General features: G+C 66.2%; 25 protein-coding genes. 12 read left to right on the top strand and 13 right to left on the bottom strand.

Annotation, left to right across the window (positions count from 1 at the left end; translation table 11 throughout):
- Positions 1-110 precede the first annotated feature (110 nt).
- The 5 genes from E5A73_RS08290 to E5A73_RS08270 all read right to left on the bottom strand — a co-directional run bounded on the left by E5A73_RS08290 (position 111) and on the right by E5A73_RS08270 (position 3,854).
- Positions 111-1,085, bottom strand: a complete 975-nt coding sequence (locus E5A73_RS08290) for a quinone oxidoreductase family protein (RefSeq protein ID WP_135963351.1) — start codon at positions 1,083-1,085, stop codon at positions 111-113.
- A gap of 11 nt (positions 1,086-1,096) precedes the next feature.
- Positions 1,097-2,869, bottom strand: a complete 1,773-nt coding sequence (locus tag E5A73_RS08285) for an SLC13 family permease (protein WP_135963350.1) — start codon at positions 2,867-2,869, stop codon at positions 1,097-1,099.
- Between the two features lie 95 nt (positions 2,870-2,964).
- Positions 2,965-3,186 (bottom strand): hypothetical protein, encoded by a 222-nt coding sequence (locus tag E5A73_RS08280; RefSeq protein WP_135963349.1) that lies wholly within the window; start codon positions 3,184-3,186, stop codon positions 2,965-2,967.
- 63 nt (positions 3,187-3,249) lie between these two features.
- A complete protein-coding gene (locus E5A73_RS08275; RefSeq protein WP_135963348.1) occupies positions 3,250-3,459 on the bottom strand; it encodes a cold-shock protein in 210 nt (69 codons plus the stop codon).
- Positions 3,460-3,641: 182 nt separating this feature from the next.
- On the bottom strand, positions 3,642-3,854 hold the full coding sequence (locus E5A73_RS08270; protein ID WP_135963347.1) for a hypothetical protein: 213 nt from the start codon (positions 3,852-3,854) through the stop codon (positions 3,642-3,644).
- 167 nt (positions 3,855-4,021) lie between these two features.
- Here E5A73_RS08270 and E5A73_RS08265 point away from each other — a divergent pair, with 167 nt between their 5' ends.
- Together E5A73_RS08265 and E5A73_RS08260 are read left to right on the top strand one after the other, a co-directional pair.
- Entirely contained in the window at positions 4,022-4,204 is a 183-nt protein-coding gene (locus E5A73_RS08265) for a hypothetical protein (protein WP_135963346.1), read from the top strand.
- Between the two features lie 7 nt (positions 4,205-4,211).
- On the top strand, positions 4,212-4,985 hold the full coding sequence (locus E5A73_RS08260; protein WP_135963345.1) for a hypothetical protein: 774 nt from the start codon (positions 4,212-4,214) through the stop codon (positions 4,983-4,985).
- Here the strand turns inward: E5A73_RS08260 and E5A73_RS08255 are convergent.
- The 3 genes from E5A73_RS08255 to E5A73_RS08245 all read right to left on the bottom strand — a co-directional run bounded on the left by E5A73_RS08255 (position 4,982) and on the right by E5A73_RS08245 (position 6,776).
- Positions 4,982-5,257: a hypothetical protein gene (locus tag E5A73_RS08255; RefSeq protein ID WP_135963344.1), complete on the bottom strand. Its 276-nt coding sequence runs from the start codon at positions 5,255-5,257 to the stop codon at positions 4,982-4,984. The genes E5A73_RS08260 and E5A73_RS08255 overlap by 4 nt on opposite strands.
- Positions 5,258-5,307: 50 nt before the next feature.
- A complete protein-coding gene (locus E5A73_RS08250) occupies positions 5,308-6,084 on the bottom strand; it encodes a wnt family protein (RefSeq protein ID WP_135963343.1) in 777 nt (258 codons plus the stop codon).
- A gap of 68 nt (positions 6,085-6,152) precedes the next feature.
- Positions 6,153-6,776, bottom strand: a complete 624-nt coding sequence (locus E5A73_RS08245; RefSeq protein ID WP_135963342.1) for a S24 family peptidase — start codon at positions 6,774-6,776, stop codon at positions 6,153-6,155.
- 93 nt (positions 6,777-6,869) lie between these two features.
- Here E5A73_RS08245 and E5A73_RS08240 point away from each other — a divergent pair, with 93 nt between their 5' ends.
- Positions 6,870-7,052: a hypothetical protein gene (locus E5A73_RS08240; RefSeq protein ID WP_135963341.1), complete on the top strand. Its 183-nt coding sequence runs from the start codon at positions 6,870-6,872 to the stop codon at positions 7,050-7,052.
- A complete protein-coding gene (locus E5A73_RS08235) occupies positions 7,049-7,363 on the top strand; it encodes a hypothetical protein (RefSeq protein ID WP_135963340.1) in 315 nt (104 codons plus the stop codon). Before E5A73_RS08240 ends, E5A73_RS08235 begins: the two co-directional genes overlap by 4 nt.
- Here E5A73_RS08235 and E5A73_RS08230 read toward each other — a convergent pair.
- The 4 genes from E5A73_RS08230 to E5A73_RS08215 form a co-directional block, all read right to left on the bottom strand.
- Positions 7,360-8,226 carry a hypothetical protein gene (locus E5A73_RS08230; protein ID WP_135963339.1) on the bottom strand — a complete coding sequence of 289 codons (867 nt, stop codon included), beginning with the start codon at positions 8,224-8,226 and terminating at the stop codon, positions 7,360-7,362. The genes E5A73_RS08235 and E5A73_RS08230 overlap by 4 nt on opposite strands.
- Complete coding sequence (locus tag E5A73_RS08225) at positions 8,223-9,464, bottom strand: TIGR04063 family PEP-CTERM/XrtA system glycosyltransferase (RefSeq protein WP_135963338.1); 1,242 nt, start codon at positions 9,462-9,464, stop codon at positions 8,223-8,225. The genes E5A73_RS08230 and E5A73_RS08225 overlap by 4 nt, the downstream gene beginning before the upstream one ends.
- 110 nt (positions 9,465-9,574) lie before the next feature.
- Positions 9,575-9,895 (bottom strand): DoxX family protein, encoded by a 321-nt coding sequence (locus E5A73_RS08220; protein WP_135963337.1) that lies wholly within the window; start codon positions 9,893-9,895, stop codon positions 9,575-9,577.
- Positions 9,895-10,290 (bottom strand): DUF4267 domain-containing protein, encoded by a 396-nt coding sequence (locus E5A73_RS08215; RefSeq protein WP_206366426.1) that lies wholly within the window; start codon positions 10,288-10,290, stop codon positions 9,895-9,897. The genes E5A73_RS08220 and E5A73_RS08215 overlap by 1 nt, the downstream gene beginning before the upstream one ends.
- 82 nt (positions 10,291-10,372) lie before the next feature.
- Here E5A73_RS08215 and E5A73_RS08210 point away from each other — a divergent pair, with 82 nt between their 5' ends.
- The 4 genes from E5A73_RS08210 (at position 10,373) to E5A73_RS08200 (ending at position 13,995) form a co-directional block, all read left to right on the top strand.
- Complete coding sequence (locus E5A73_RS08210) at positions 10,373-10,942, top strand: TetR/AcrR family transcriptional regulator (RefSeq protein WP_135963336.1); 570 nt, start codon at positions 10,373-10,375, stop codon at positions 10,940-10,942.
- A 467-nt stretch (positions 10,943-11,409) separates the two neighbouring features.
- Complete coding sequence (locus E5A73_RS21345) at positions 11,410-11,562, top strand: hypothetical protein (RefSeq protein ID WP_168355859.1); 153 nt, start codon at positions 11,410-11,412, stop codon at positions 11,560-11,562.
- Positions 11,555-12,907 (top strand): putative O-glycosylation ligase, exosortase A system-associated, encoded by a 1,353-nt coding sequence (locus tag E5A73_RS08205; protein WP_135963335.1) that lies wholly within the window; start codon positions 11,555-11,557, stop codon positions 12,905-12,907. Before E5A73_RS21345 ends, E5A73_RS08205 begins: the two co-directional genes overlap by 8 nt.
- Positions 12,904-13,995, top strand: coding sequence for an acyltransferase family protein (locus E5A73_RS08200; RefSeq protein ID WP_135963334.1), 1,092 nt, complete (start codon positions 12,904-12,906; stop codon positions 13,993-13,995). Before E5A73_RS08205 ends, E5A73_RS08200 begins: the two co-directional genes overlap by 4 nt.
- Here E5A73_RS08200 and E5A73_RS08195 read toward each other — a convergent pair.
- On the bottom strand, positions 13,946-14,497 hold the full coding sequence (locus tag E5A73_RS08195; RefSeq protein ID WP_135963333.1) for a type 1 glutamine amidotransferase domain-containing protein: 552 nt from the start codon (positions 14,495-14,497) through the stop codon (positions 13,946-13,948). The two genes, E5A73_RS08200 and E5A73_RS08195, sit on opposite strands and share 50 nt — an antisense overlap.
- Before the next feature lie 111 nt (positions 14,498-14,608).
- Here E5A73_RS08195 and E5A73_RS08190 point away from each other — a divergent pair, with 111 nt between their 5' ends.
- The 4 genes from E5A73_RS08190 to E5A73_RS08175 all read left to right on the top strand — a co-directional run bounded on the left by E5A73_RS08190 (position 14,609) and on the right by E5A73_RS08175 (position 18,789).
- On the top strand, positions 14,609-15,622 hold the full coding sequence (locus E5A73_RS08190) for a DNA topoisomerase IB (protein ID WP_135963332.1): 1,014 nt from the start codon (positions 14,609-14,611) through the stop codon (positions 15,620-15,622).
- 8 nt (positions 15,623-15,630) lie between these two features.
- Positions 15,631-16,812 (top strand): mechanosensitive ion channel family protein, encoded by a 1,182-nt coding sequence (locus E5A73_RS08185; RefSeq protein ID WP_135963331.1) that lies wholly within the window; start codon positions 15,631-15,633, stop codon positions 16,810-16,812.
- Positions 16,813-17,024: 212 nt separating this feature from the next.
- The gene (locus E5A73_RS08180) at positions 17,025-17,456 is read left to right on the top strand and encodes a MaoC family dehydratase (protein ID WP_206366449.1); all 432 of its coding nucleotides are present in this window, start codon (positions 17,025-17,027) and stop codon (positions 17,454-17,456) included.
- 154 nt (positions 17,457-17,610) lie between these two features.
- Positions 17,611-18,789, top strand: a complete 1,179-nt coding sequence (locus E5A73_RS08175) for an acetyl-CoA C-acyltransferase (protein WP_135963329.1) — start codon at positions 17,611-17,613, stop codon at positions 18,787-18,789.
- Positions 18,790-18,847: the final 58 nt, after the last annotated feature.

Here is an 18,847-nt window from a genome sequence, read left to right as displayed (position 1 = left end):
CACAGCATGACCGAGTCGATATTTCGTCCCGTGTTATTCTAACCTTAGGAACCAACTTTCGCACATAAGCCCGGCCTGTCCCTACTGGGACACCCAGCTATCTCGATTCCTTAAGGTAGCAGCAGGGTCGATCCTATCGTCTTGCCCGCCTCGAGCAATCGATGCGCCTCGGCGGTGTCTTCGAGCGCCAGTCTTTGCCCAATTTCGGGGTGCACTGCGCCATTGTTGAGCATCTCGAACAACCTCTGCGACCCCGTCATGCGCTCTTCAGGCGTAACATAATAATCGAACAGCTTGGGTCGCGTGACGAACAGCGAGCCATGCGTGTTGAGCGCGCCCAGCGCCACGCCCTCGACCGGGCCGCTGGCATTGCCGTAGCTCAGGATCAGTCCGCGCCGCCCGGTCGCCGCGAGCGATGCCGCCCAGGTCGCCGCGCCGACGCCGTCGAACACCACCGGCACGCCTTCGCCCCGGGTGATCTCGCGGACGCGCGCCGCAATGTCGTCGGCGCGCGAGAGCAGCACATGGTCGGCGCCCGCGGCGCGGGCAACGGCGACCTTGCCTTCGCTCCCCACGGTGCCGATTACCTGCGCGCCGATCGCCGTGAGCCACTGGACCAGGAGTTGCCCGACACCGCCCGCCGCGGCATGGACCAGCACCGTCCAGCCCGGCTGCACCTTCGCCGCGCGCTCGACCAGGAACTCGACGGTCAGCCCCTTGAGCAGCACGGCGGCGGCGGTCTCATGGTCGACCGAGTCCGGAAGCTTGAACAGGCTCGCCGCCGGCAGGTTGCGCTCGGTGGCATAAGCGCCGATCGGCGGCCCGAAGGTGGCCACGCGGTCGCCCGGCACGAAATCCGTGACGCCTTCGCCCACGGCTTCGACCACGCCCGAGGCCTCCTGGCCTAGCCCGCTCGGCAGCGGCAGCGGATACAGCCCGGAGCGATGATAGGTGTCGATGAAGTTCAGCCCCACCGCGACATTGCGCATCCGCACTTCGCCCGGGCCCGGCGGCGGCAGTTCGACATCGACCCAGCCGATCACTTCGGGACCGCCGGTCCGCTCGATCCTCGCCACCCGCGCCATATCACCTCCGCTCAATGCACCGGCCACGTCCATAGGATAAGCGGGGTACCGACGACCAGCACGAGCAACGACAAGGGCGCGCCGAGCCGTGCATAATCGCCGAACCTGTACCCGCCCGGCCCCATCACCAGCGTGTTGCACTGATGGCCGATCGGGGTGAGGAAATCGGAGCCCGCGCCTACTGCCGTCGCCATCAGAAACGCTTCGGGGCGATAGCCGAGCCCGGTCGCGAAGGTCGCGGCGATCGGCGCCATCACCAGCACCGTCGCCGCATTGTTGAGGAACGGCGTCACTGCCATTGCCGCGGCGAGGATCAACGCCACTGCGCCCCAGGGCGGTAAGGTCGCGGCGAAATGCGAGAGCCAGTCGCCGATCAGTTCGGTGGTGCCGGTCGTGCGCAGCGTGTCGCTGACCGGGATCAGCGCGCCGAGCATGATTAGAATCGGCCATTCGACATGATCATAAGCCTCGCGCACCGGCAGCGCGCCGCTGAGCACGGTCAATGCCGCTGCCGCGAAAAAGGCCACCGCCACGGGTACATAGCCGGTCGCGGTCGCCAGCATCGCCACACCGAGAATGGCCAGCGGCAACAGGCCCTTGCGCACGCTGCCCAGCCGCAACGTGCGCTCGGCGAGCGGCAGGCAGCCGAGCGCGCCGAGCTGTTCGAACAGCAATTCGAGCGGCCCCTGCAGCACGATGACGTCGCCGGCGCGCAGCTCGACATCGGCCAGCCGCGTCGCCAGCCGCTCGCCCTGTCGCGACACCGCGATGAGATTGACGCCGAAGCGCTCGTGCAGCCCCAGCCGCCCCGCGGTCCGCCCGATCAGCGGACTGTCGGTGCCGATCACTGCCTCGAGCACGCCGACCTCGCGCCCCGATCCCTCGGGCTTGCCGCGGTGCTGGCCCTCGAGTTCGAGTCCGTCGGCGGCGATGACTCGCTCCAGCGCGTCGGGCGCGCCGGCGAGGATCAACAGGTCTTCGGGCTTGAGCGTGCTGTCGGGGAAAGGGGTGCTGCGAATGCCTCCGCGCACGATCGCGGTGACGGACACTTCATTATCGTGCCGGGCACGAAATTCGGCGACGGTCTCGTCGATCGCAGGCGACCCGCCGGGGATCTCGGCCTCCGTTACATAGTCCTGGATGTCCATCGCCTCGCCCAGCGTCGGGGCGGCGCGGCGACCCCGCGGGAGCAGCCGATAGCCGAAGCGCAGGAAGACCAAGCCTACCAGCGTCAGCCCCAGCCCGACCGGGGCATAGTCGAACATCTGGAACGGCTGACCGGTCATCTCCTCGCGCACGCGGCTGACGATGATGTTGGGCGAAGTGCCGATCAGCGTGATCAGACCGCCGAGCAGCGAAGCGAACGACATCGGCATCAGGAACACCGCCGGGCTGGTGTTCGAGCGCTTCGCCATCTGGAACGCCACCGGCATCATCATCGCCAGCGCGCCGATATTCTTGACCAGCGCCGAGGCGAAACCGACGCTGGCGCATAGCAGCAGCAATTGCGAGCGGATGCGCCGGACCCGCCGCTGGAATAGCAGCATCACGCCTTCGATCACGCCCGAGCGCTGCACCGCGCCCGAAAGCACCAGCGCCGAGCCGACGATGATGACGATGTCGTCCGAAAAGCCGCTAAAGGCGTGCTTTGGCTTGACGATGCCGACCGCCAGCGCCGCCAGCAGCGCCATCACGGCGACCAGATCGTAGCGGAATCGCCCCCACATGAAGAGGAACATCATGCCGGCGAGCACGGCGACCGATAGAATCTGGGGAAGCGTCATTCAAGCGGCCGGTCCTGGAGGGACAGCCTCAACCCCCGAGCTCGCCTTAAGCTCCTCGGGGCAACCGGCCGGTGCGCGACCGGCCCGGCCTCAATTCAGTTCGCCTGGGCGTCGGCCTGCAGGTCGGCGCGTGCGGCGGCGGCGGCGTTTTCGCGGACGGCGCGGCCGCGGTCGGTGCGCTCCTGGCGCTCGGCCATTTGCGCCCATGCCTGGGCGGCGCGCTGGTTGCGCTCGCGCACATTCTCGAGCGTCGCGGCATCGGCATCGGCCTGAGCCCGGTCGGCATAGCCGCGATAAGTACCTGCTAGATCAGTCATGGCTCTCTCCGAATGGGCAGATCGGCAAAGCGGCGCCCGCCGAGACGAGCGCCGCTTGAGACCTTACTGGGCCTGGAGGTTGACCGCCGCCATCTTGCCCTTCTTGTCGGGCTCGAGGTCATAGGTGACCCGCTGGTTCTGGCTGAGCGTCTGGAGACCAGCGCGCTCGACCGCAGTGATGTGGACGAATGCGTCCGGGCCGCCATTGTCACTGGCGATGAAGCCATAGCCCTTGTCGGCATTGAAGAACTTGACGGTGCCCTGCTGGCTCATGATGTTTTCCTTCTATGGTCGGCGCGCCCCGTGTGGGCGGACCTCGTGCTGCGGAGGCTAGGAAGGAAAAAAGGAGCCGCAAAGCGCCCAAAGACCGTTCAAATGCGACTGTAGCGGATATAAGATGGGCCCGCGCGGCTTCGAATACAAGGCCGATGTCCTTGAGCACGGTCTGGCCGGGTCTAGTGAATTGTCCCCACCGCGCGCGGTATCGACATCAGCACGACGAGCCGCTCGATCTGCCGCCAGCGGCAGAAGTGGATGTGGTTGCCCAGATCGCGACTGCGATCGGCACGCGCAGCGGCCTCGGAGCCGGCATCTTCGCCGAACGAGCGGATCAGCTCGGCGGCGTCGGCCACTTCGCGCGTATCGGCAAGATAGGGCAGATGTTCCATGAAGACTCCAACTACGCGCGGCCGCCAGACCGACGCATCTTCGTATCTCACAGGAATCTAAAGCTTTCGCGGCTCAGCAAGGTGAAGCGCCGCTAACCATGTTGCGCACGGACCGCGCCGGCGGCGGCGCAGTAGCGCGGCGGAGCCGGACCGGGTAAGGCATCCGCATGACACGATCTTCCTCTCGCACCCCGATGGCCGGCGGCTTTCTTCTGGCGATCAGCCTCATCGCCGGGTCGGTAATCGGCGCGATCCGGGGCCAGGCCTCGATCGGGTTCGTTGCGGGCCTCGGCGTGGGGCTGGCGCTGCTGATCGCGGTCTGGCTCATCGATCGCCTCCGGACTCGTTAGCCCCGGCATGCGCCAGGTCACGCAAGCGATCTGGAGTGCAGGCAAGGGCGTGGTCCGCGCCCTGTACGAGACCTATCGCCTTGGGGGCAGGACGCTTCTCGTCGCCCCCATCATCGTCGCGATCGCAGTGATTCCCGAATTCGCCCAGCATGTCGTCGAGATCAACCTCGGCATGTTCGACAGTCGCGAAGCGGCACACGCCCTCGCCGACAGTCCGCTGCGCTGGGGATTCGGCTATGTGAAGCTCGCCGGCTTCGCCTTCGCGATCTTGCTGACCGCAAGGCTCTGGGCGTTTGACGGGTCGGTGCGCCGGGCGTTGCGGATCCCGCCGCGCGTGCTGCTGCGCACCGGCTTCGCGCTTGCCGTGATGATCGCCGTCAGCGCCGCGCTGGCCTGGCTGAGCGGCCGGTTTCCGCCGATCCCGCGCGAGGCGATCTCGATCGTGGGGGATATCGTCTCGGCGGGGGTGATGGTCTGGGCGATCGCCGAGCTGGTCGAAGATCGATCGATGTCGCTGTGGAGGGCAGTGACGCTGTATCTGCCGACCGCGGTCCTGGTGCTGTTGCTGTTCTTCGCCGCGATGCTCCCCGCGCAGGCGCTCCACGGAGTCAACCACAAGGTCGCACTAGGCCAGTCCGCCGCGCTCATCTGGCCGTTGATGCTGTTCGACAGCCTGGTCGTGGGGGTGATAGCGGCGCTCGCGGGTGCCGCTATCCATGTCGGATTTCGCGCCGGCCCGACTTGGCGTGGCTGGACGCGACCGCCCGGAAGCCGAACCTAGCTGCGCTGGACTCGCGCCGCGCGCACCTTGCCAGCCGAATCATAGTCGATCCGGTAGGTCTCGAAACTCGGCCCGGTCGCGCTGCGGCCGAGGAAATAGATGTCCGCCGCGGGTCCGGTCGAATCGGGTTCGCCGAGCAGCGACCGCACCGTCTCGCGCGCCGCGCCGACGGTGATCCCGGCATCGTCGAGCTGTGCCACCATCCCGCCCCGCCGGCTCTCGCCATCATAATTGCCGCGCTCGGCGGCCCAGCCCGCTCTGTCGAAGTTCATCTGCGCTCCCCCACAGCCGGCCAGCGCTAGCGCCAGGCCCAGCAGCATCTTCACGAGCCGCCGGCGCTCGCATCGCCCTTGGGCGTGTCGATGACACCATTGGCGGGCGTCGGATCGGCCATTCCGTGCTGCCCGCGCGCGACATCGTCGCTGGCCGCGAGATGGCCGCCGCGATCCACCACCATCAACTCGCCATCGTCGAGCGCCTTCTGGACGAGATCGGCCAGTTCGTCGGGCGAGGCATTCGGATTCTCGACCGCGATCCGGCGACCGACTTCATTATTGTACAAATCCATCGCCTCCCGCACCGCGCCGTTGCCCGGCAGCCCTTCATGCGCCGTCGTGAACTGCTTCGTCCAGTTCTCGCCGAACTCGGACGTCAGGCGGGCGTTCCAATAGGCATGGCGGAAGGCGTCGGTGTGCCCGTCATTCTTCGGATAGGCCCGCGCCGCCAGCGCCTGTTCCTCGGGCGGCAGCGCGGCGATCTGGCGCTGGGCATCGGCGGGGATCGTCGTCGCCGGCGGCACGCGCTGCTCGGAGACCGAGAAGGCCTCGTCGGCGATGTTCTTGAAGGTGTTGAGCCCGACAAAGCCGCGGTCCCGCGTCAGATTGTCGAGCAATGTGCCTTCGGTCTGCGTGATCGTCCGCGTCCCGCCCAGGCCGCCCAGCGGGATCGCGCCGAACAGGCTCGGACTCCATTCGATCACCTTGTCGTCGGGCACCTGATAATTGCGCTCGACTTGCTTCGGGTCGGGGCCGCCGGTTACCGGGGCGGGTCCGCGGGCATAAGCGGCATTGACCGAGCCGCCGCCATCGATCGCGAGCATTTCGCTACTCCCATCACTATCCGGCAATCGTTACTGCCGTGTCGGACGATCGGCCATAACCGCTTCGATTAGACCAGCGCCCGCCCCAGCCACGCGACGCGGCCGATCACTTCGATATCCGCGCCGCGCACCAGCCGCGCCGGCCAGGCCGGATTGTCGCTGACCACTTCCAGCCCGCCGACCGCCAGCCGCAGGCGCTTGACCATCAGCACCCCGTCCAGCCTGATCACGAAAATCCCGCCTTTGCCGCGGACCTCGCGGCGGTCGCGATCGACGAGGATCTCGTCGCCGTCGGAAAGCGTCGGCTCCATCGAATCGCCCTCGACTCGGATCATCGAGGCCGCGGCGGGGCGCACTCCGAGCTCGCGCAACAGCGCCTGGGACAGTGCCCCCGGGCGCCGCGCAGCTTCTTCTTCCGCCAGCCGCCCCGGACCGGCAGAGGCGCGCACGTCGAGCCGAGCAATCTCGGTCAGCCCCTCGGCTTCGCGCCCGCCCAGCCGCGACTCGGCGACGCCGAAGAAGCGCGCGAGCAACGCGCGGTCGCGCTCGGCGAGTTCGCGGGGCGAGCCGCGGCGAACATATTGCTGGAGATAGGCAGGGTTGCGCCCGATCACGCGCGACAGCTCGGAGAAGCTGGCGCCCTGCTCCGTCATCAGCGCTTCCAGCGCGGCGCGTTGCGCGGCCGGTTCCATGCTCACCTCATACGCATAGGATTTTTCCTAGACAAGTAGGAAATGAAGAACAAAACAAGATCATAGTACAGCGACTCGCGTAGGAGAAGGGCCATGTCGGTGCATCGTAAGATCGAGAAATTCCTGGGGCGGACGGCAATGCCCGCGACCAAATTCGGCCGGCTGGCGATCGGCGACCCGCGCCTCGTGCACGACCTGCGCAACGGCCGCGAGCCGCGCCCACCCACGGTCGCGCGGCTCGAGGCCTTCCTCGCCGCACAGGAGATACAGCAATGAGCCGGGGCCCCGATGCAGCGACTCAGCTAGAGCGCGCACTCGTTGCCGCCGCCGCGGCGGCCGGCTGCCCGATCGCGATCACCACCAGTGACTGGACGCGCTGGGCGAGCGCGACGTTCACCGGCGCGCGGCACGCCTTGACGCTGAGGGCCGGCGCGAGCCCGATGCTCGACTATTGGCTGGTCGGCCTCGATGAAGCCGAGTTCGCGCTGCGCGGCTATCTGGTAGCCGACATCACCGTCATCCACGTGACGCGCCACGGCACAACGGTGACGATCGCGCTCGAGGCGCTGACCGTGGAGGAGCGCTAGGCGCGCTGGGCCAGGTTGCGCAGCGTGACGAGCGTGTCCTCGATCCCGCGCGGCTTGGCGCGGCGCTCGACCCGCGGGGCGGGCATTGCGGGGGGAGTGATGGTCCTGGCCTTGCGCACCACGCCGCGCTCGAGGCGCTCGAGCAAGGCATGAATGGTAGCGTCGGTCTCGGGACGCGCGATCGCCTCTTCGCGCGGTGCCGGCGCAGGGTCGTCCACGACGAGCGAAGGCTTGGGCCGGACGGAGGGAGTGAGTTCGAAGGTTTCGAAACGCTCGCTCTCGTCGAACACCGGCGGCTGCGCCATGCGCCGCAGCGGCGGCGGTGTCACCGGAGCGGGGATCGGCACTTCGGGCACCGCGGCAGGATCGAAGGCCGAAAGCGGCTGATCGAGATCCTTGGGCAAGGGCTGCTCGACGGGTTCGGCAAGCGTCGCAGCCGGCAATTCGATAGCAGCCGGCTTCGGCTTGGTGGCGGCCCGCGGCTCGAGAAACGGCCTGCCGAGATCGCGCGTCGCCAGCAGCGGCGGGCGCGGCGGCGCGTCGGGATGCGCATCGGCACGGCGGAGCACCGGCGTCGCGACGTCTCCGAACGTGTCGGGCTCGTCGGCGCCCCAGGACACCGAGCGCGCGCCCAACAGGATCGAGAGGCCGAACCAGCTGCACGAAGCGACGAAGCCGCCCGAGCCTAATGCGAGAATGGCACGTGCAGTGAAGCCGAGCGGCGGCTCGGCCGCGCCGAGGATCGCGGCTAGCCCGCTGCCCATCACCAGCGCTTCGAGCGTCGCAGTCGGCACCGCGAGGGCGACAAGCGCGACGATCCCGCCGAGCACACCGGCCACAAGGGGTGCGACGGGGAGGTTCATGCGTTCACCGGAGAAGCGTGCGACCGCGAGTCGTTCATGGGAAGCGACCTTGCAAGATTTTGGTAAACAGATTGATAGCGCGCGACATTGACTGCCCAGTTACGCTCTTCCTCGACGAAAGCGCGCGCCCGTGCCCGGCGGGCATCCCATTGGTCGCGTTCGGCGAACAGCGCCCCGACCGCAGTCGCGAGCGCCGCCGGATCGTCGGGCGCGAACAAGGTACCGGTGTCGCCCTCGCGGATCAGTTCGCGGTGCCCGCCGACATTGGAGGCCGCGACCAGCCGCAGCTGTGCCATCGCCTCGAGCGGCTTGAGCGGCGTCACCAGATCGGTGAGCCGCATATGCTTGCGCGGATATACCAGCACGTCGATCACGCTGTAGTAGCGCTCGACTTCCTGGTGTGGCACGCGGCCGACGAAACGGATCCGCTCTGCGACGGGCGAGGCCTCGGCCTGCGCCCGCAACGCAGCTTCCATCGGCCCGCCGCCGACGAGGATGAGGTGCATCGACGGGCGCACCGCAACCAGCGCCGGCATCGCCTCGATCAATATGTCGAGCCCTTCATAATCGTAGAAGCTGCCGATGAAGCCGATCGTCTCGGCGCCCTCGACTGCGAGTTCCTCCGCCAGCTTTCGATCGTAAGGCAGTGGTGCTCCGAACATCGCGAGATCGACGCCATTGGGCGAGACGAATATCTTGGCGGGATTGATCCCGCGCCCGACCAGATCGTCCTTGAGCCCCTCGCAGATCACCGCGACCGCGTCGGCCTTGCGCACCGCCCGCGTCTCGAGCGCGCGAGTCGCGCGATATTTCAGGCTGCCCTCGCGCCCGGTGCCGTTGCCGACCGCGGCGTCTTCCCAGAACGCCCGGATCTCATAGACCAGCTTCAGCCCAAGCCGGTCGGCGACGCGTTGCGCCGCCATCGCGTCGAGCACCGGCGAATGGGCGTGGAGCAGATCGGGTCGCCATTTGCGCGCCACCGCTTCGATGCGCCGCGCGAACGCCGCGACTTCGCGCATCTCGCCCAGCACCGGCGGCCCCGAATTCACCCGCGGGGTGCGGTGAAAGCGGATGCCGTCGATGGTCTCTTCATCGGCGTCGAACTTGCCGTGCCGCGGCCCGGTCACCGCCGCCACTTCCCAGCCCCGCGCCATCTGCGCCTTGAGGATCGCCCGAGTGCGGAACGTGTATCCGCTGTGCAGCGGCAGCCCGTGATCGAGGATATGGAGAATCCGCATGGCGCCGCTCTGCCACGCGAGCAGTTAATGGCGGGTCAACCGCACTCCGAAGCGAGATGCGGGGGCACGCGATTCCAGGCCTGCCAATCGCCCGGCGCAAAAATCGCGGTTCAGGCCGCTACGGTGACTAGTATTAGCAAGGCGGCGAACAAGCCCAGAGGCGCAAGGTGGGACAAGTCGCGATGTCTCAGGACGGTCAAAATCGCGGCGACGACGATGACGGCACCGAGGATCAGGCCGGCCCCGCGCGTTACCGGAAGCGCGATCAGGGCGGCGGTGAATATCTCCAACCCGCCAGTGACGCGGCACCACCACGCCGGGTAACCCCAGCGGATGAAGCTGCTCTGCGTCGCGGGCGTGCCGATCGCGTTGAACAGGCCCGCCCCGCAAAACGCGGCGACCAGGAGCCAGCTCGAAGCTGTGTGCAGCATCAGGCCAGACCCATGATCAGCGGGATGGCGGCCAGGATCATCAACCCGGCCGTCAGGCCGTGCACGCCGAGGGCGGTCGCCGTCGAGCCTTTCGCAGTCAGGACGAGCGACATGTCGCCGGCGGGTATCATCGCCTCGATCATCAGGACGATGCCGAGCAGCCGCGGGGTTCCCCATATTACGAGCGCCAGCACTACCAGCCCGGAAACGACGTCGCGGACGCCCTTGAGGCGAAGCCACCAGGCAATGTTCGCTCCGGCTTCCGGAAGCGGCAGGCCAAAGCTCTGCGTCGCGGCCCTCGGATTGAACAGGTACATGCCGCCTACCAGGATGATTCCGACCGCTGCCAGCAGCGCCACTCCGATTGAAAACCAATGCATCGCCGTCTCCTTCATGCTACGGTATATATTCTAGCATCGCTAGATATTCAAGCATAGTTAGATGACGTGACCACGCATGGGCAGGAGGAAGTGGACCATGGGCATTGCAGAGAGGAAGCGCAGGGAACGCAGGGAGCGCGAGCAACGCATCACTGCCGCCGCCCGGCTGATCGCAGCGAGCGATGGCTGGGACGCGGTAACGGTCCGTCGTCTCGCGGAAGAAATCGAATATAGTCAGCCGGTCCTGTACTCGCACTTCGCGAACCGGGACGCGATCGTGGCGGCGGTCGCGGTCGAGGGTTTTCGGGATCTCGCAATTGCGCTTCGAAAAGCCGCCGACGGATCGATCGATGGCCGCGATGCGTCTCGGAACGTCGCGATGGCGTATCTGGACTTCGCGGGCGAGCAGCCGGCACTCTACGAAGCGATGTTCGCTTTGCCCATCGGCCTTCGCTTTGCGGAAGACGACACCAAAGCAGAGCTGAAGGACGCCTTTTCGGCGCTGGCGGCGGTCGTCACGCCCCGAGCCGGCGACGTCGAGACCGTAACCGAGGCGCTTTGGGCTGCCTTGCACGGGCTTGCCGAGCTGGAGCGCTCCGGCCGGATCAGGCACGGCGCTCGGGAGACGCGCGTAGCGCTCGTTATCAACGGACTGATTCGGGATTGAAGGATACGAATGGCAGCTTTCAAGCCATTTCTCGTGGCGCTTGCAATGTAGGATTTCGCGTGCTTGCCTCAGGCGGTCGGCAGTGCCGTCCGCTCTTTGACTTCGTGACACCGAACCACCACGATCGCGCTTGACTCGCACCGCCCAAAAACACGCAGACCCGTCAAGCACGAGTCAATCAAGCGGCGGCACCCGGCGCGGATCGAGCGCATGTCAGCCGGCACAACTACTTGCAGGTAATGCGATTTCATCACGCGGAAAATTTCGCGCCGCCGTCCGGATAGCCAACCGAACGGTTGGCTTTCAACCCGCCAAATGCCAGCGACTCAGGGGAGTCAATCAAGTCGGCCGCCGTCGTCGGCGCCGCACGCTGGGCCAAGCCTGCGTTACCCACCGGCCCCCCTAGTTTACGCCGCGTCAACCCAACCTCGCTACACCCCCTTCCCAAAGGAGCGCCGCGAGCACACATGATCGACAATCTATCGCTCGGGCTCTCCCACGGGCTGATGCTGCTCGCGGCATTCCTGCTGCTGCGCCGGCCCGACCTCGATCGCGAGCCCGGGCCGAACGACCAGCCCGCCAATCCGAAGAAAAGCCGCTGGGGCAAGCCCGGTGCGTGATCTCGCCTTCATTGCATTTCTGGCGGCGCTGCTCGGAACCGGATTTCGCCGGCCGTTTCTGTTCGTGCTGGCTTATGCCTATATCGACATCGTCTCGCCGCAGCGGCTGACCTATCTGCTGCTCAATTCGGTCCCGATCTCGATGATGGCGGTGGCGCTGGCAGTGCTCGGCTGGCTGGCGTTCGACGACAAGAAGGATGTTCGCGTCGCCCCGCGCCAGTTCCTGATCCTGCTGCTGCTCGGCTATTGCTTCTACACCACGCTCCACGCCGATTTCCCGCTCGAGGCCAAGGACAAATGGGAATGGGTGTGGAAGGCACTGGTCTTCGCCGCCTTCCTGCCGCTGACCCTGCGCACCCGGCTGCGCATCGAGTCGCTGCTGCTGTTCATGATCCTCTCCGCGGCTTCGATCATCATCGTCGGCGGGATCAAGACAGTCGGCTCGGGCGGCGGCTATGGCGAGCTCAACCTGATGGTGACCAACAATTCGGGGCTCTACGAAGGCTCGACGATCTCGACCGTGGCGATCGCGATCATCCCGCTGATCGTCTGGTTCACGCGCCACGGCACGATCTTCGCACCCGACTGGAAGGTGAAGACGTTCAGCTACGCGCTGATCTTCGCCTGCCTGCTGATCCCGGTCGGCACGTCGACGCGTACGGGCTTGCTGTGCATCGGCCTGCTCGCGCTGCTGATGATCCGCGATACCAGGCGCAAGTTCGTCTATCTGGGGGCGCTCGGCGCGCTCGGGCTTGCGGTCGTCCCCTTCCTCCCCTCGGCGTTCACCGAGCGGATGGAGACGATCAAATCCTATCAGGCCGATGCCTCGGCCTCGACTCGGATCGCCGTGTGGCAGTGGACGATGGACTATGTGAAGACCCACCCGATGGGCGGGGGCTTCGAAGCCTATCGCCAGAACCAGATCCGCTACGAGAAGGTCGCGATCCAGAAGGAAGACGGGAGCACTGCCAAGGTCGACCGCAGCCTCGAGGTCGACAAGGCGCGCGCCTATCACAGCGCCTATTTCGAGATGCTCGGCGAGCAGGGCTGGCCCGGCCTGTCGATCTGGCTGATGATCAATCTGGCCGGGCTGTTCCGCATGGAATTGCTCCGCCGCCGCTATCGCAAGCCCGAGCCCGGGCAGGAATGGATCGCCCCGCTCGCCTCGGCGCTGCAGAGCGCGCATTTCATCTATCTGCTCGGCGCCGTGTTCATCGCGATCGCCTTCCAGCCGTTCGTCTACATGCTGATCGGCGCGCAGATCGGGCTCGACACCTATTGCGCCCGCAAACGCGCCGAAAGCGCGTGGCGCCCATTGCTGCCCCCCCGCGCCGCGACGGCATGAAGCCGGCCGCCGAGCTCCGCGCGCTCACCTCGCTGCGCGGGATCGCCGCCTGGGCGGTGGTCCTTTTCCATATCCGGCATTCGATTGGACTGCCCGGCGGCGCGATGCGATTGGTCGCCCACGGCTATCTGGCGGTCGACTTCTTCTTCCTGCTCTCCGGAGTCGTCATCTGGATGACGTGGCACGGCCGGCTCGCGGGAGGGTGGCAACAGGTGCCGGGATTCCTGCGCAAGCGCATCGCCCGGATCTGGCCGCTCCACGCCACGATGCTCGCTTATGCCGGCCTCCTCGCGCTGCTGTTCTGGCTGCGCGGACGGCCCGACCCGCATTTTCCCTTCGCCGAGTTTCCCGCACATCTTCTGCTGGTCCAGGCCTGGGGGCTCGGCGCGGAGACGCTGTCGTGGAACGATCCGGCCTGGTCGATCTCCACCGAGCTCTTCGCCTATCTCGTCTTTCCGCTGCTGGTGATGTGCGTCGATTGGCGCCGCTGGTCCAGCGCTGCGCTGATCGGCATGATCGCGGTGCTGCTACTCGGGCTCGCGGCAATCTGGCATGTCCGCGGCGTTCCCGATCTTGGCGACTTCATCCCGCAAATGGGGCTGATCCGCTGCGTCGTCGAGTTCGTCACCGGGACGATCGTCGGCGCCTTGTGGTGGCGGTGGCAGGTGCGGCCATTGCTGCCGGCAATCGGCGCGGCATTGACTGCCCTGGCCGTCGCCGCGGCCTTCCACGCAGGCGCATTGCCGCAGCCGTTCGCGGTGCCCGCCATCTTTGCCGGCGCCCTGCTCGGCTTCGCGCTGACCAGCGGGATGCGCGGCAACCCGCTCGATCTGCGCCCGCTACATTATCTCGGCGAGATCAGCTTCGCGACCTATCTCAGCCACTCGCTGCTGTGGAAGACCTTCAAGCTCGCCTTGGTCAGCGATCCGCAGGCCGTCGCCTGGCCGCTCATCGCGCTGTATCTGCTGCTGTTGCTGGGCGCGTCGGTGGCGCTCTACCATGGGGTAGAGCGCCCGGCGCAACGCTGGATCAATCGCTTCAGGCTGTCACCAGCAGCTCTTCCAGCCCCTCGATCACCGCGCGGTTGAACGCCGGGATGTCGTCGGGCTTGCGGCTGGTGATCAGCTTGCCGTCGACCACCACCGGCTCGTCGAGCACGCTCGCGCCGGCATTGGCCAGGTCGGTCCGCAGCGACGGCCAGCTGGTCGCCCGGCGGCCGTCGACGACGTCGGCCTCGATCAGCAGCCAGGGCGCATGGCAGATCGCCGCGACGATCTTGTCGGCCTCGACGAACTCGCGGACGATCTCCACTACGCGCTTGTTCATGCGCAATTTGTCCGGATTGGCCACGCCGCCGGGAAGCACCAGCGCGTCATAGCCCTGGGTCTCGACTTGCTCGATCGTGGTGTCGGGGGTGATGCTCTCGCCCTTTTCGCCGCCTTTCTCGCCGGTGATCGGATCGAGTTTGAGCGACGCGAGGGTCACGTGCGCGCCGGCATCGAGCAGCGCCTTTCGCGGCTCGAACAGCTCGGATTGTTCGAAACCATCGGTGGCGAGCATCAGCACGCGCGCCTGGGACAAATCGGCCATGAGGAGTTCCTCTTTTTCCGGGGGAGTTGCGGGCCAAACTTCTGCACCCTGCCGCAGGTTCCGGAACGAAGCGACGGGCCGCGCATTCAACGCGACAATTGAGGAGGCCCGATGACGCTCGACGCCATCGTCTATGTCGACGATCATGAACCGGGAATCACGCGGCGCAAGGTTCGCCACGGCTGGGGCTATTGGGCCCCGGACGGCAATCGGATCACCGATCGCGACGAGATCGACCGGCTGAACAAGGTCGGCCTCCCCCCTGCCTATACCGACGCCTGGTTCTGCCCGGACCCGAACGGCCATATCCAGGCGGTCGGCTGGGACGATAAGGGCCGCAAGCAATATCGCTATCACACCGGCTTCCGCGAGGCGCAGGAGGCGGCGAAATATGATCGCTGCGCCGGCTTCGGCCATCGCCTGCCCAAGCTGCGCGAGCGCGTCGAGGCCGACCTCAAGCTGCGCGGCATGTGCAAGCAGAAGGCCGTCGCCGCCGTGGTCCGCCTGCTCGATCTCGGCAGCATCCGCGTCGGTAACGAATCCTATGCGCAGGAGAATAAGAGCTTCGGCGCGACGACGCTGCGCAAGCGCCACGTCAAGGTGAGGGGCCAGACGCTCAAGCTGCAGTTCCGCGCCAAATCGGGTAAATTGCGGGTGATGACGATCACCGACCGGACGCTCAGCAGCTTCGTCAAGCGCTGTCAGGACCTGCCAGGCCAGAACCTGTTCCGTTGGGTCGACGAGGCAGGCGAGGCCCATCCCGTCACGTCGACCGACGTCAATGCCTATCTTCGCGAAGCGATGGCGGACGATTTCACCGCCAAGAACTTCCGCACCTGGGGCGCCAGCGTCATCGCCTTCCGCGCGCTCGCCACCGCCGATTTCTATATCGGCATCAAATCGGTGCTTGAGCCGGTGACCGAGGCGCTCGGCAACACGCCCTCGATCGCGCGCAAATCCTATGTCCATCCGCGGCTGATCGAGCTGGCCAAGGACAAGGCGGCGCAGGGCGACTTCCGCGAGCGCTTGCGCCTGCCACGCGCGACCCGCTACCTCAATCGTTACGAGCGCGGCCTGATCTTCTTCCTCGAAGAGAGCGCCACGCCGCAAGCCAAGGCAGCCTGACGACCTTCATGACCAATACGACCGCCAATAAGCCGCTCATCCCCGCGGGTCCGGACCTGCAGGCGCAGGCAACCACGCTCTTTCACGACTCGCTGGTGTGGGTTGAGAGCCACTGGCTCAACATCGCCATCGCCGCCGGCGTCGCCGCGATCATCGTCGTCTCGCTTCATGCCGTGCGCGCCTGGGCGATGCGCCTGTGCCAGCGGGGTTCGGGCATTGCGAACTGGTATTCGGTAGTCGGACGCGCCTTGTCGAAGACCGGCAATTTCTTCATCATCATGACCGCACTGCGGCTGGTCTCCGGATATGCCAATCCCCCGGTTATGGTGTCGACGACGATCGGCTTCCTGTTCACCATCGCATCGGTGTTCCAGGTCGCGATCTGGGTGCGCGAGCTGATCTTCGGCGCGATCGAGCACCGCACCACTTCCGAGAATTATAGCGGCGAAGGCCTGGCCAGCGCGATCGGGATCATCCGGCTGCTCGTCTCGATCGTGCTGTTCGCGATCGCCACGGTGATGGTGCTCAGCAATGTCGGCGTCAACGTCACTGGCCTGGTTGCGGGTCTCGGCATCGGCGGCATCGCGATCGGTCTGGCGGCGCAAGGCATTTTCGGCGACCTCATCGCCGCGCTGTCGATCATCTTCGACCGCCCGTTTCGGGTCGGCCAGCACATCAAATATGACGGCAGCGACGGGACGATCGAGGAGATCGGGCTCAAGTCGACGCGCCTGCGCTCGGTCACCGGCGAATTGCGGATAATCTCCAACCGCCAATTGCTCGACAAGGAGATCCAGAACCTCAGCGACCGCCGGCTGATCCGGTTCAACTGGATGCTCGGCGTCGCCTATGAGACGCCGCCCGACGTGCTGGACCGCTTGCCGCAGATCCTGACGGAGATCGCCGAACAATGCGGTGCCCGCGCAGTGCGCAACGGCTTTGCCAATTTCAGCGCCAGCACGCTCGACTATGAGTTCATCGTCGAGCTCGACGGCAGCGACTGGACCATTGCGCACCAAGTCCGCAACAAGCTCGCGACCACGATCCTGCGCCGCTTCGCGCAGGAAGGGATCAACCTGCCCTACCCTGCCCAGGCCAGCTACACCGCTGCGCCCGACGGCACGCTGATCATGCCCTATCCCGAAGTGCAGCCGGCCACGCGCACCGACAAGGGTCCAGACGAAAACTGACGAATCGAATATTTTAGAACATCGGGTTCGCTCGCTTGGCCACCAGACCCTGCCTGCCAAGCGAACGCGACGCTACGTCAGTCGGCATTTTCAAATTCTCGGTCGGGTGAGGCTTGCGATAGCCCCCCCGGATTCACTAGATGGGGCTGCGCCGCGCGGAAACGTGGTGGGGGAGAAGCCCAGTGACGACGGCATCGATCACCGTTCAGCAGATGGCCGAGAGCATCGGCACCGAACGTGTGTCCGATTGGGTCGTGGTCACCCAGGCGATGATCGACCAGTTCGCCGAGGCGACCGGCGACCACCAGTTCATCCATGTGGATCCCGAACGCGCCGCGCAGACGCCGTTCGGCGGCACGATCGCGCATGGCTTCCTGTCGCTCTCGCTGATGCCGATGCTCGCCGCCAAGGCCGGCACGCCGAAGATCGCGGGCATGAAGATGGGAGTGAATTACGGCGGCAACAAAGTCCGCTTCCTGACGCCCGTTCGCTCGGGCAAGCGCGTTCGCGGCCGGTTCAAATTGCTCAAATTCGCCGAGCGCAAGCCCGACGTCTGGGAGCAGGTCCAGGAATACACTCTCGAGATCGAGGGCGAAGACAAACCCGCGCTGATCGCCGAATGGATCGCGCTGATTTACGTCTGAACTGAGAATTTCCCCTCCCTGCAAGGGAGGGGTCGGGGGTGGGCGAGCCATAAGCGAGCCTCTCTCCGCCAAAGAAAAGGCCGACGCTGCTGCGTCGGCACCCACCCCCAGCCCCCTCCCTTTTCAGGGAGGGGAGCAGAAGAGAGAAGAACCCATGTCTCGCTCCGCAGTCATCGTCTCCACCGCCCGCACGCCGATCGGCCGCGCCTATCGCGGCGCGTTCAACGCGCTTCCCGCCCCCACCCTCGGCAGCCATTCGATCAAGGCCGCGGTCGAGCGCGCCGGCATCGATCCCGCCGAAGTCCAGGACGTGATCTTCGGCGCCGCGCTCCAGCAGGGCAGCCAGGCCGGCAACATCGCGCGCACCGCTCTCCTCCGCGCGGGCCTGCCCGTCACCGTCGCGGGCATGTCGGTCGATCGGCAATGCGCCTCGGGGCTGATGGCGATCGCCACTGCGGCCAAGGAGATCATCGTCGACAATATGGACATCGCCATCGGCGGCGGCGTGGAATCGATCAGCCTCGTCCAGACCCCGCAGATGCGCGTCGAGCCCGATCGCGAATTGCTGGCGATCCACAACGACATCTACATGCCGATGCTCCAGACCGCCGAAGTCGTCGCCATGCGCTACGGCATCGGGCGCGATCGCTGCGACGAATATGCGCTCCAGTCGCAGCAGCGCACCGCCGCCGCGCAGGCCGCGGGCAAGTTCGACGACGAGATCGTCCCGGTCACCGCGACGATGAACGTCGTCAACAAGGAGACCAAGGAAGTCTCGCAAAAGGAAGTCACGCTCTCCAAGGACGAAGGCAACCGCGCCGACACCACGCTGGAAGGCCTCAAGGGCCTCAACCCGGTACTCCCCAACGGCACCGTCACCGCAGGCAATGCCTCGCAGCTTTCGGACGGCAGCTCGGCCAGCGTGCTGATGGAGGAATCGCTAGCCTCGAAGCGCGGCCTCACCCCGCTCGGCCGCTATGTCGGCATGGCGGTCGCTGGCACCAAGCCCGACGAGATGGGCATTGGCCCGGTCTATGCGATCCCCAAATTGCTCGAGCGCTTCAACTTGAAGATGGACGATATCGGCCTGTGGGAGCTCAACGAGGCTTTCGCGGTCCAGGTGCTCTATTGCCAGGACAAGCTCGGCATCCCGGGCGAGCTGCTCAACGTCAACGGCGGCGCGATCTCGATCGGCCATCCGTACGGCATGTCGGGCGCACGCATGACCGGACACGCGCTGATCGAAGGCAAGCGTCGCGGGGCGAAGTACGTCGTCGTGACGATGTGCATCGGCGGCGGCATGGGCGCGGCGGGGCTGTTCGAAGTTCTGTGATGTCGAGCGGGGTGCCTAGGGGCACCCCGCTACGGAGAACCACCATCTTGCGTCCGGA

It is taken from the genome of Sphingomonas gei, assembly GCF_004792685.1.
Taxonomy (GTDB): domain Bacteria; phylum Pseudomonadota; class Alphaproteobacteria; order Sphingomonadales; family Sphingomonadaceae; genus Sphingomonas; species Sphingomonas gei.
Note: the sequence above shows the minus strand (reverse complement) of the source record. Positions and strands in the feature narration are given on the sequence as shown.

What these genes read in the sequence shown, in the direction of transcription:
- E5A73_RS08190 (WP_135963332.1), top strand. Translation starts at nt 14,609, where the DNA reads ATGACGCTCGACGCCATCGTCTATGTCGACGATCATGAACCGGGAATC.
- E5A73_RS08235 (WP_135963340.1), top strand. Translation starts at nt 7,049, where the DNA reads ATGAGCCGGGGCCCCGATGCAGCGACTCAGCTAGAGCGCGCACTCGTT.
- E5A73_RS08200 (WP_135963334.1), top strand. Translation starts at nt 12,904, where the DNA reads ATGAAGCCGGCCGCCGAGCTCCGCGCGCTCACCTCGCTGCGCGGGATC.
- E5A73_RS08215 (WP_206366426.1), bottom strand. Translation starts at nt 10,290, where the DNA reads ATGAAGGAGACGGCGATGCATTGGTTTTCAATCGGAGTGGCGCTGCTG.
- E5A73_RS08225 (WP_135963338.1), bottom strand. Translation starts at nt 9,464, where the DNA reads ATGCGGATTCTCCATATCCTCGATCACGGGCTGCCGCTGCACAGCGGA.
- E5A73_RS08240 (WP_135963341.1), top strand. Translation starts at nt 6,870, where the DNA reads ATGTCGGTGCATCGTAAGATCGAGAAATTCCTGGGGCGGACGGCAATG.
- E5A73_RS08220 (WP_135963337.1), bottom strand. Translation starts at nt 9,895, where the DNA reads ATGCTGCACACAGCTTCGAGCTGGCTCCTGGTCGCCGCGTTTTGCGGG.
- E5A73_RS08275 (WP_135963348.1), bottom strand. Translation starts at nt 3,459, where the DNA reads ATGAGCCAGCAGGGCACCGTCAAGTTCTTCAATGCCGACAAGGGCTAT.
- E5A73_RS08265 (WP_135963346.1), top strand. Translation starts at nt 4,022, where the DNA reads ATGACACGATCTTCCTCTCGCACCCCGATGGCCGGCGGCTTTCTTCTG.
- E5A73_RS08290 (WP_135963351.1), bottom strand. Translation starts at nt 1,085, where the DNA reads ATGGCGCGGGTGGCGAGGATCGAGCGGACCGGCGGTCCCGAAGTGATC.
- E5A73_RS08270 (WP_135963347.1), bottom strand. Translation starts at nt 3,854, where the DNA reads ATGGAACATCTGCCCTATCTTGCCGATACGCGCGAAGTGGCCGACGCC.
- E5A73_RS08185 (WP_135963331.1), top strand. Translation starts at nt 15,631, where the DNA reads ATGACCAATACGACCGCCAATAAGCCGCTCATCCCCGCGGGTCCGGAC.
- E5A73_RS21345 (WP_168355859.1), top strand. Translation starts at nt 11,410, where the DNA reads ATGATCGACAATCTATCGCTCGGGCTCTCCCACGGGCTGATGCTGCTC.
- E5A73_RS08280 (WP_135963349.1), bottom strand. Translation starts at nt 3,186, where the DNA reads ATGACTGATCTAGCAGGTACTTATCGCGGCTATGCCGACCGGGCTCAG.
- E5A73_RS08250 (WP_135963343.1), bottom strand. Translation starts at nt 6,084, where the DNA reads ATGCTCGCGATCGATGGCGGCGGCTCGGTCAATGCCGCTTATGCCCGC.
- E5A73_RS08255 (WP_135963344.1), bottom strand. Translation starts at nt 5,257, where the DNA reads ATGAACTTCGACAGAGCGGGCTGGGCCGCCGAGCGCGGCAATTATGAT.
- E5A73_RS08245 (WP_135963342.1), bottom strand. Translation starts at nt 6,776, where the DNA reads ATGGAACCGGCCGCGCAACGCGCCGCGCTGGAAGCGCTGATGACGGAG.
- E5A73_RS08180 (WP_206366449.1), top strand. Translation starts at nt 17,025, where the DNA reads ATGGCCGAGAGCATCGGCACCGAACGTGTGTCCGATTGGGTCGTGGTC.
- E5A73_RS08175 (WP_135963329.1), top strand. Translation starts at nt 17,611, where the DNA reads ATGTCTCGCTCCGCAGTCATCGTCTCCACCGCCCGCACGCCGATCGGC.
- E5A73_RS08285 (WP_135963350.1), bottom strand. Translation starts at nt 2,869, where the DNA reads ATGACGCTTCCCCAGATTCTATCGGTCGCCGTGCTCGCCGGCATGATG.
- E5A73_RS08260 (WP_135963345.1), top strand. Translation starts at nt 4,212, where the DNA reads ATGCGCCAGGTCACGCAAGCGATCTGGAGTGCAGGCAAGGGCGTGGTC.
- E5A73_RS08230 (WP_135963339.1), bottom strand. Translation starts at nt 8,226, where the DNA reads ATGAACCTCCCCGTCGCACCCCTTGTGGCCGGTGTGCTCGGCGGGATC.
- E5A73_RS08210 (WP_135963336.1), top strand. Translation starts at nt 10,373, where the DNA reads ATGGGCATTGCAGAGAGGAAGCGCAGGGAACGCAGGGAGCGCGAGCAA.
- E5A73_RS08195 (WP_135963333.1), bottom strand. Translation starts at nt 14,497, where the DNA reads ATGGCCGATTTGTCCCAGGCGCGCGTGCTGATGCTCGCCACCGATGGT.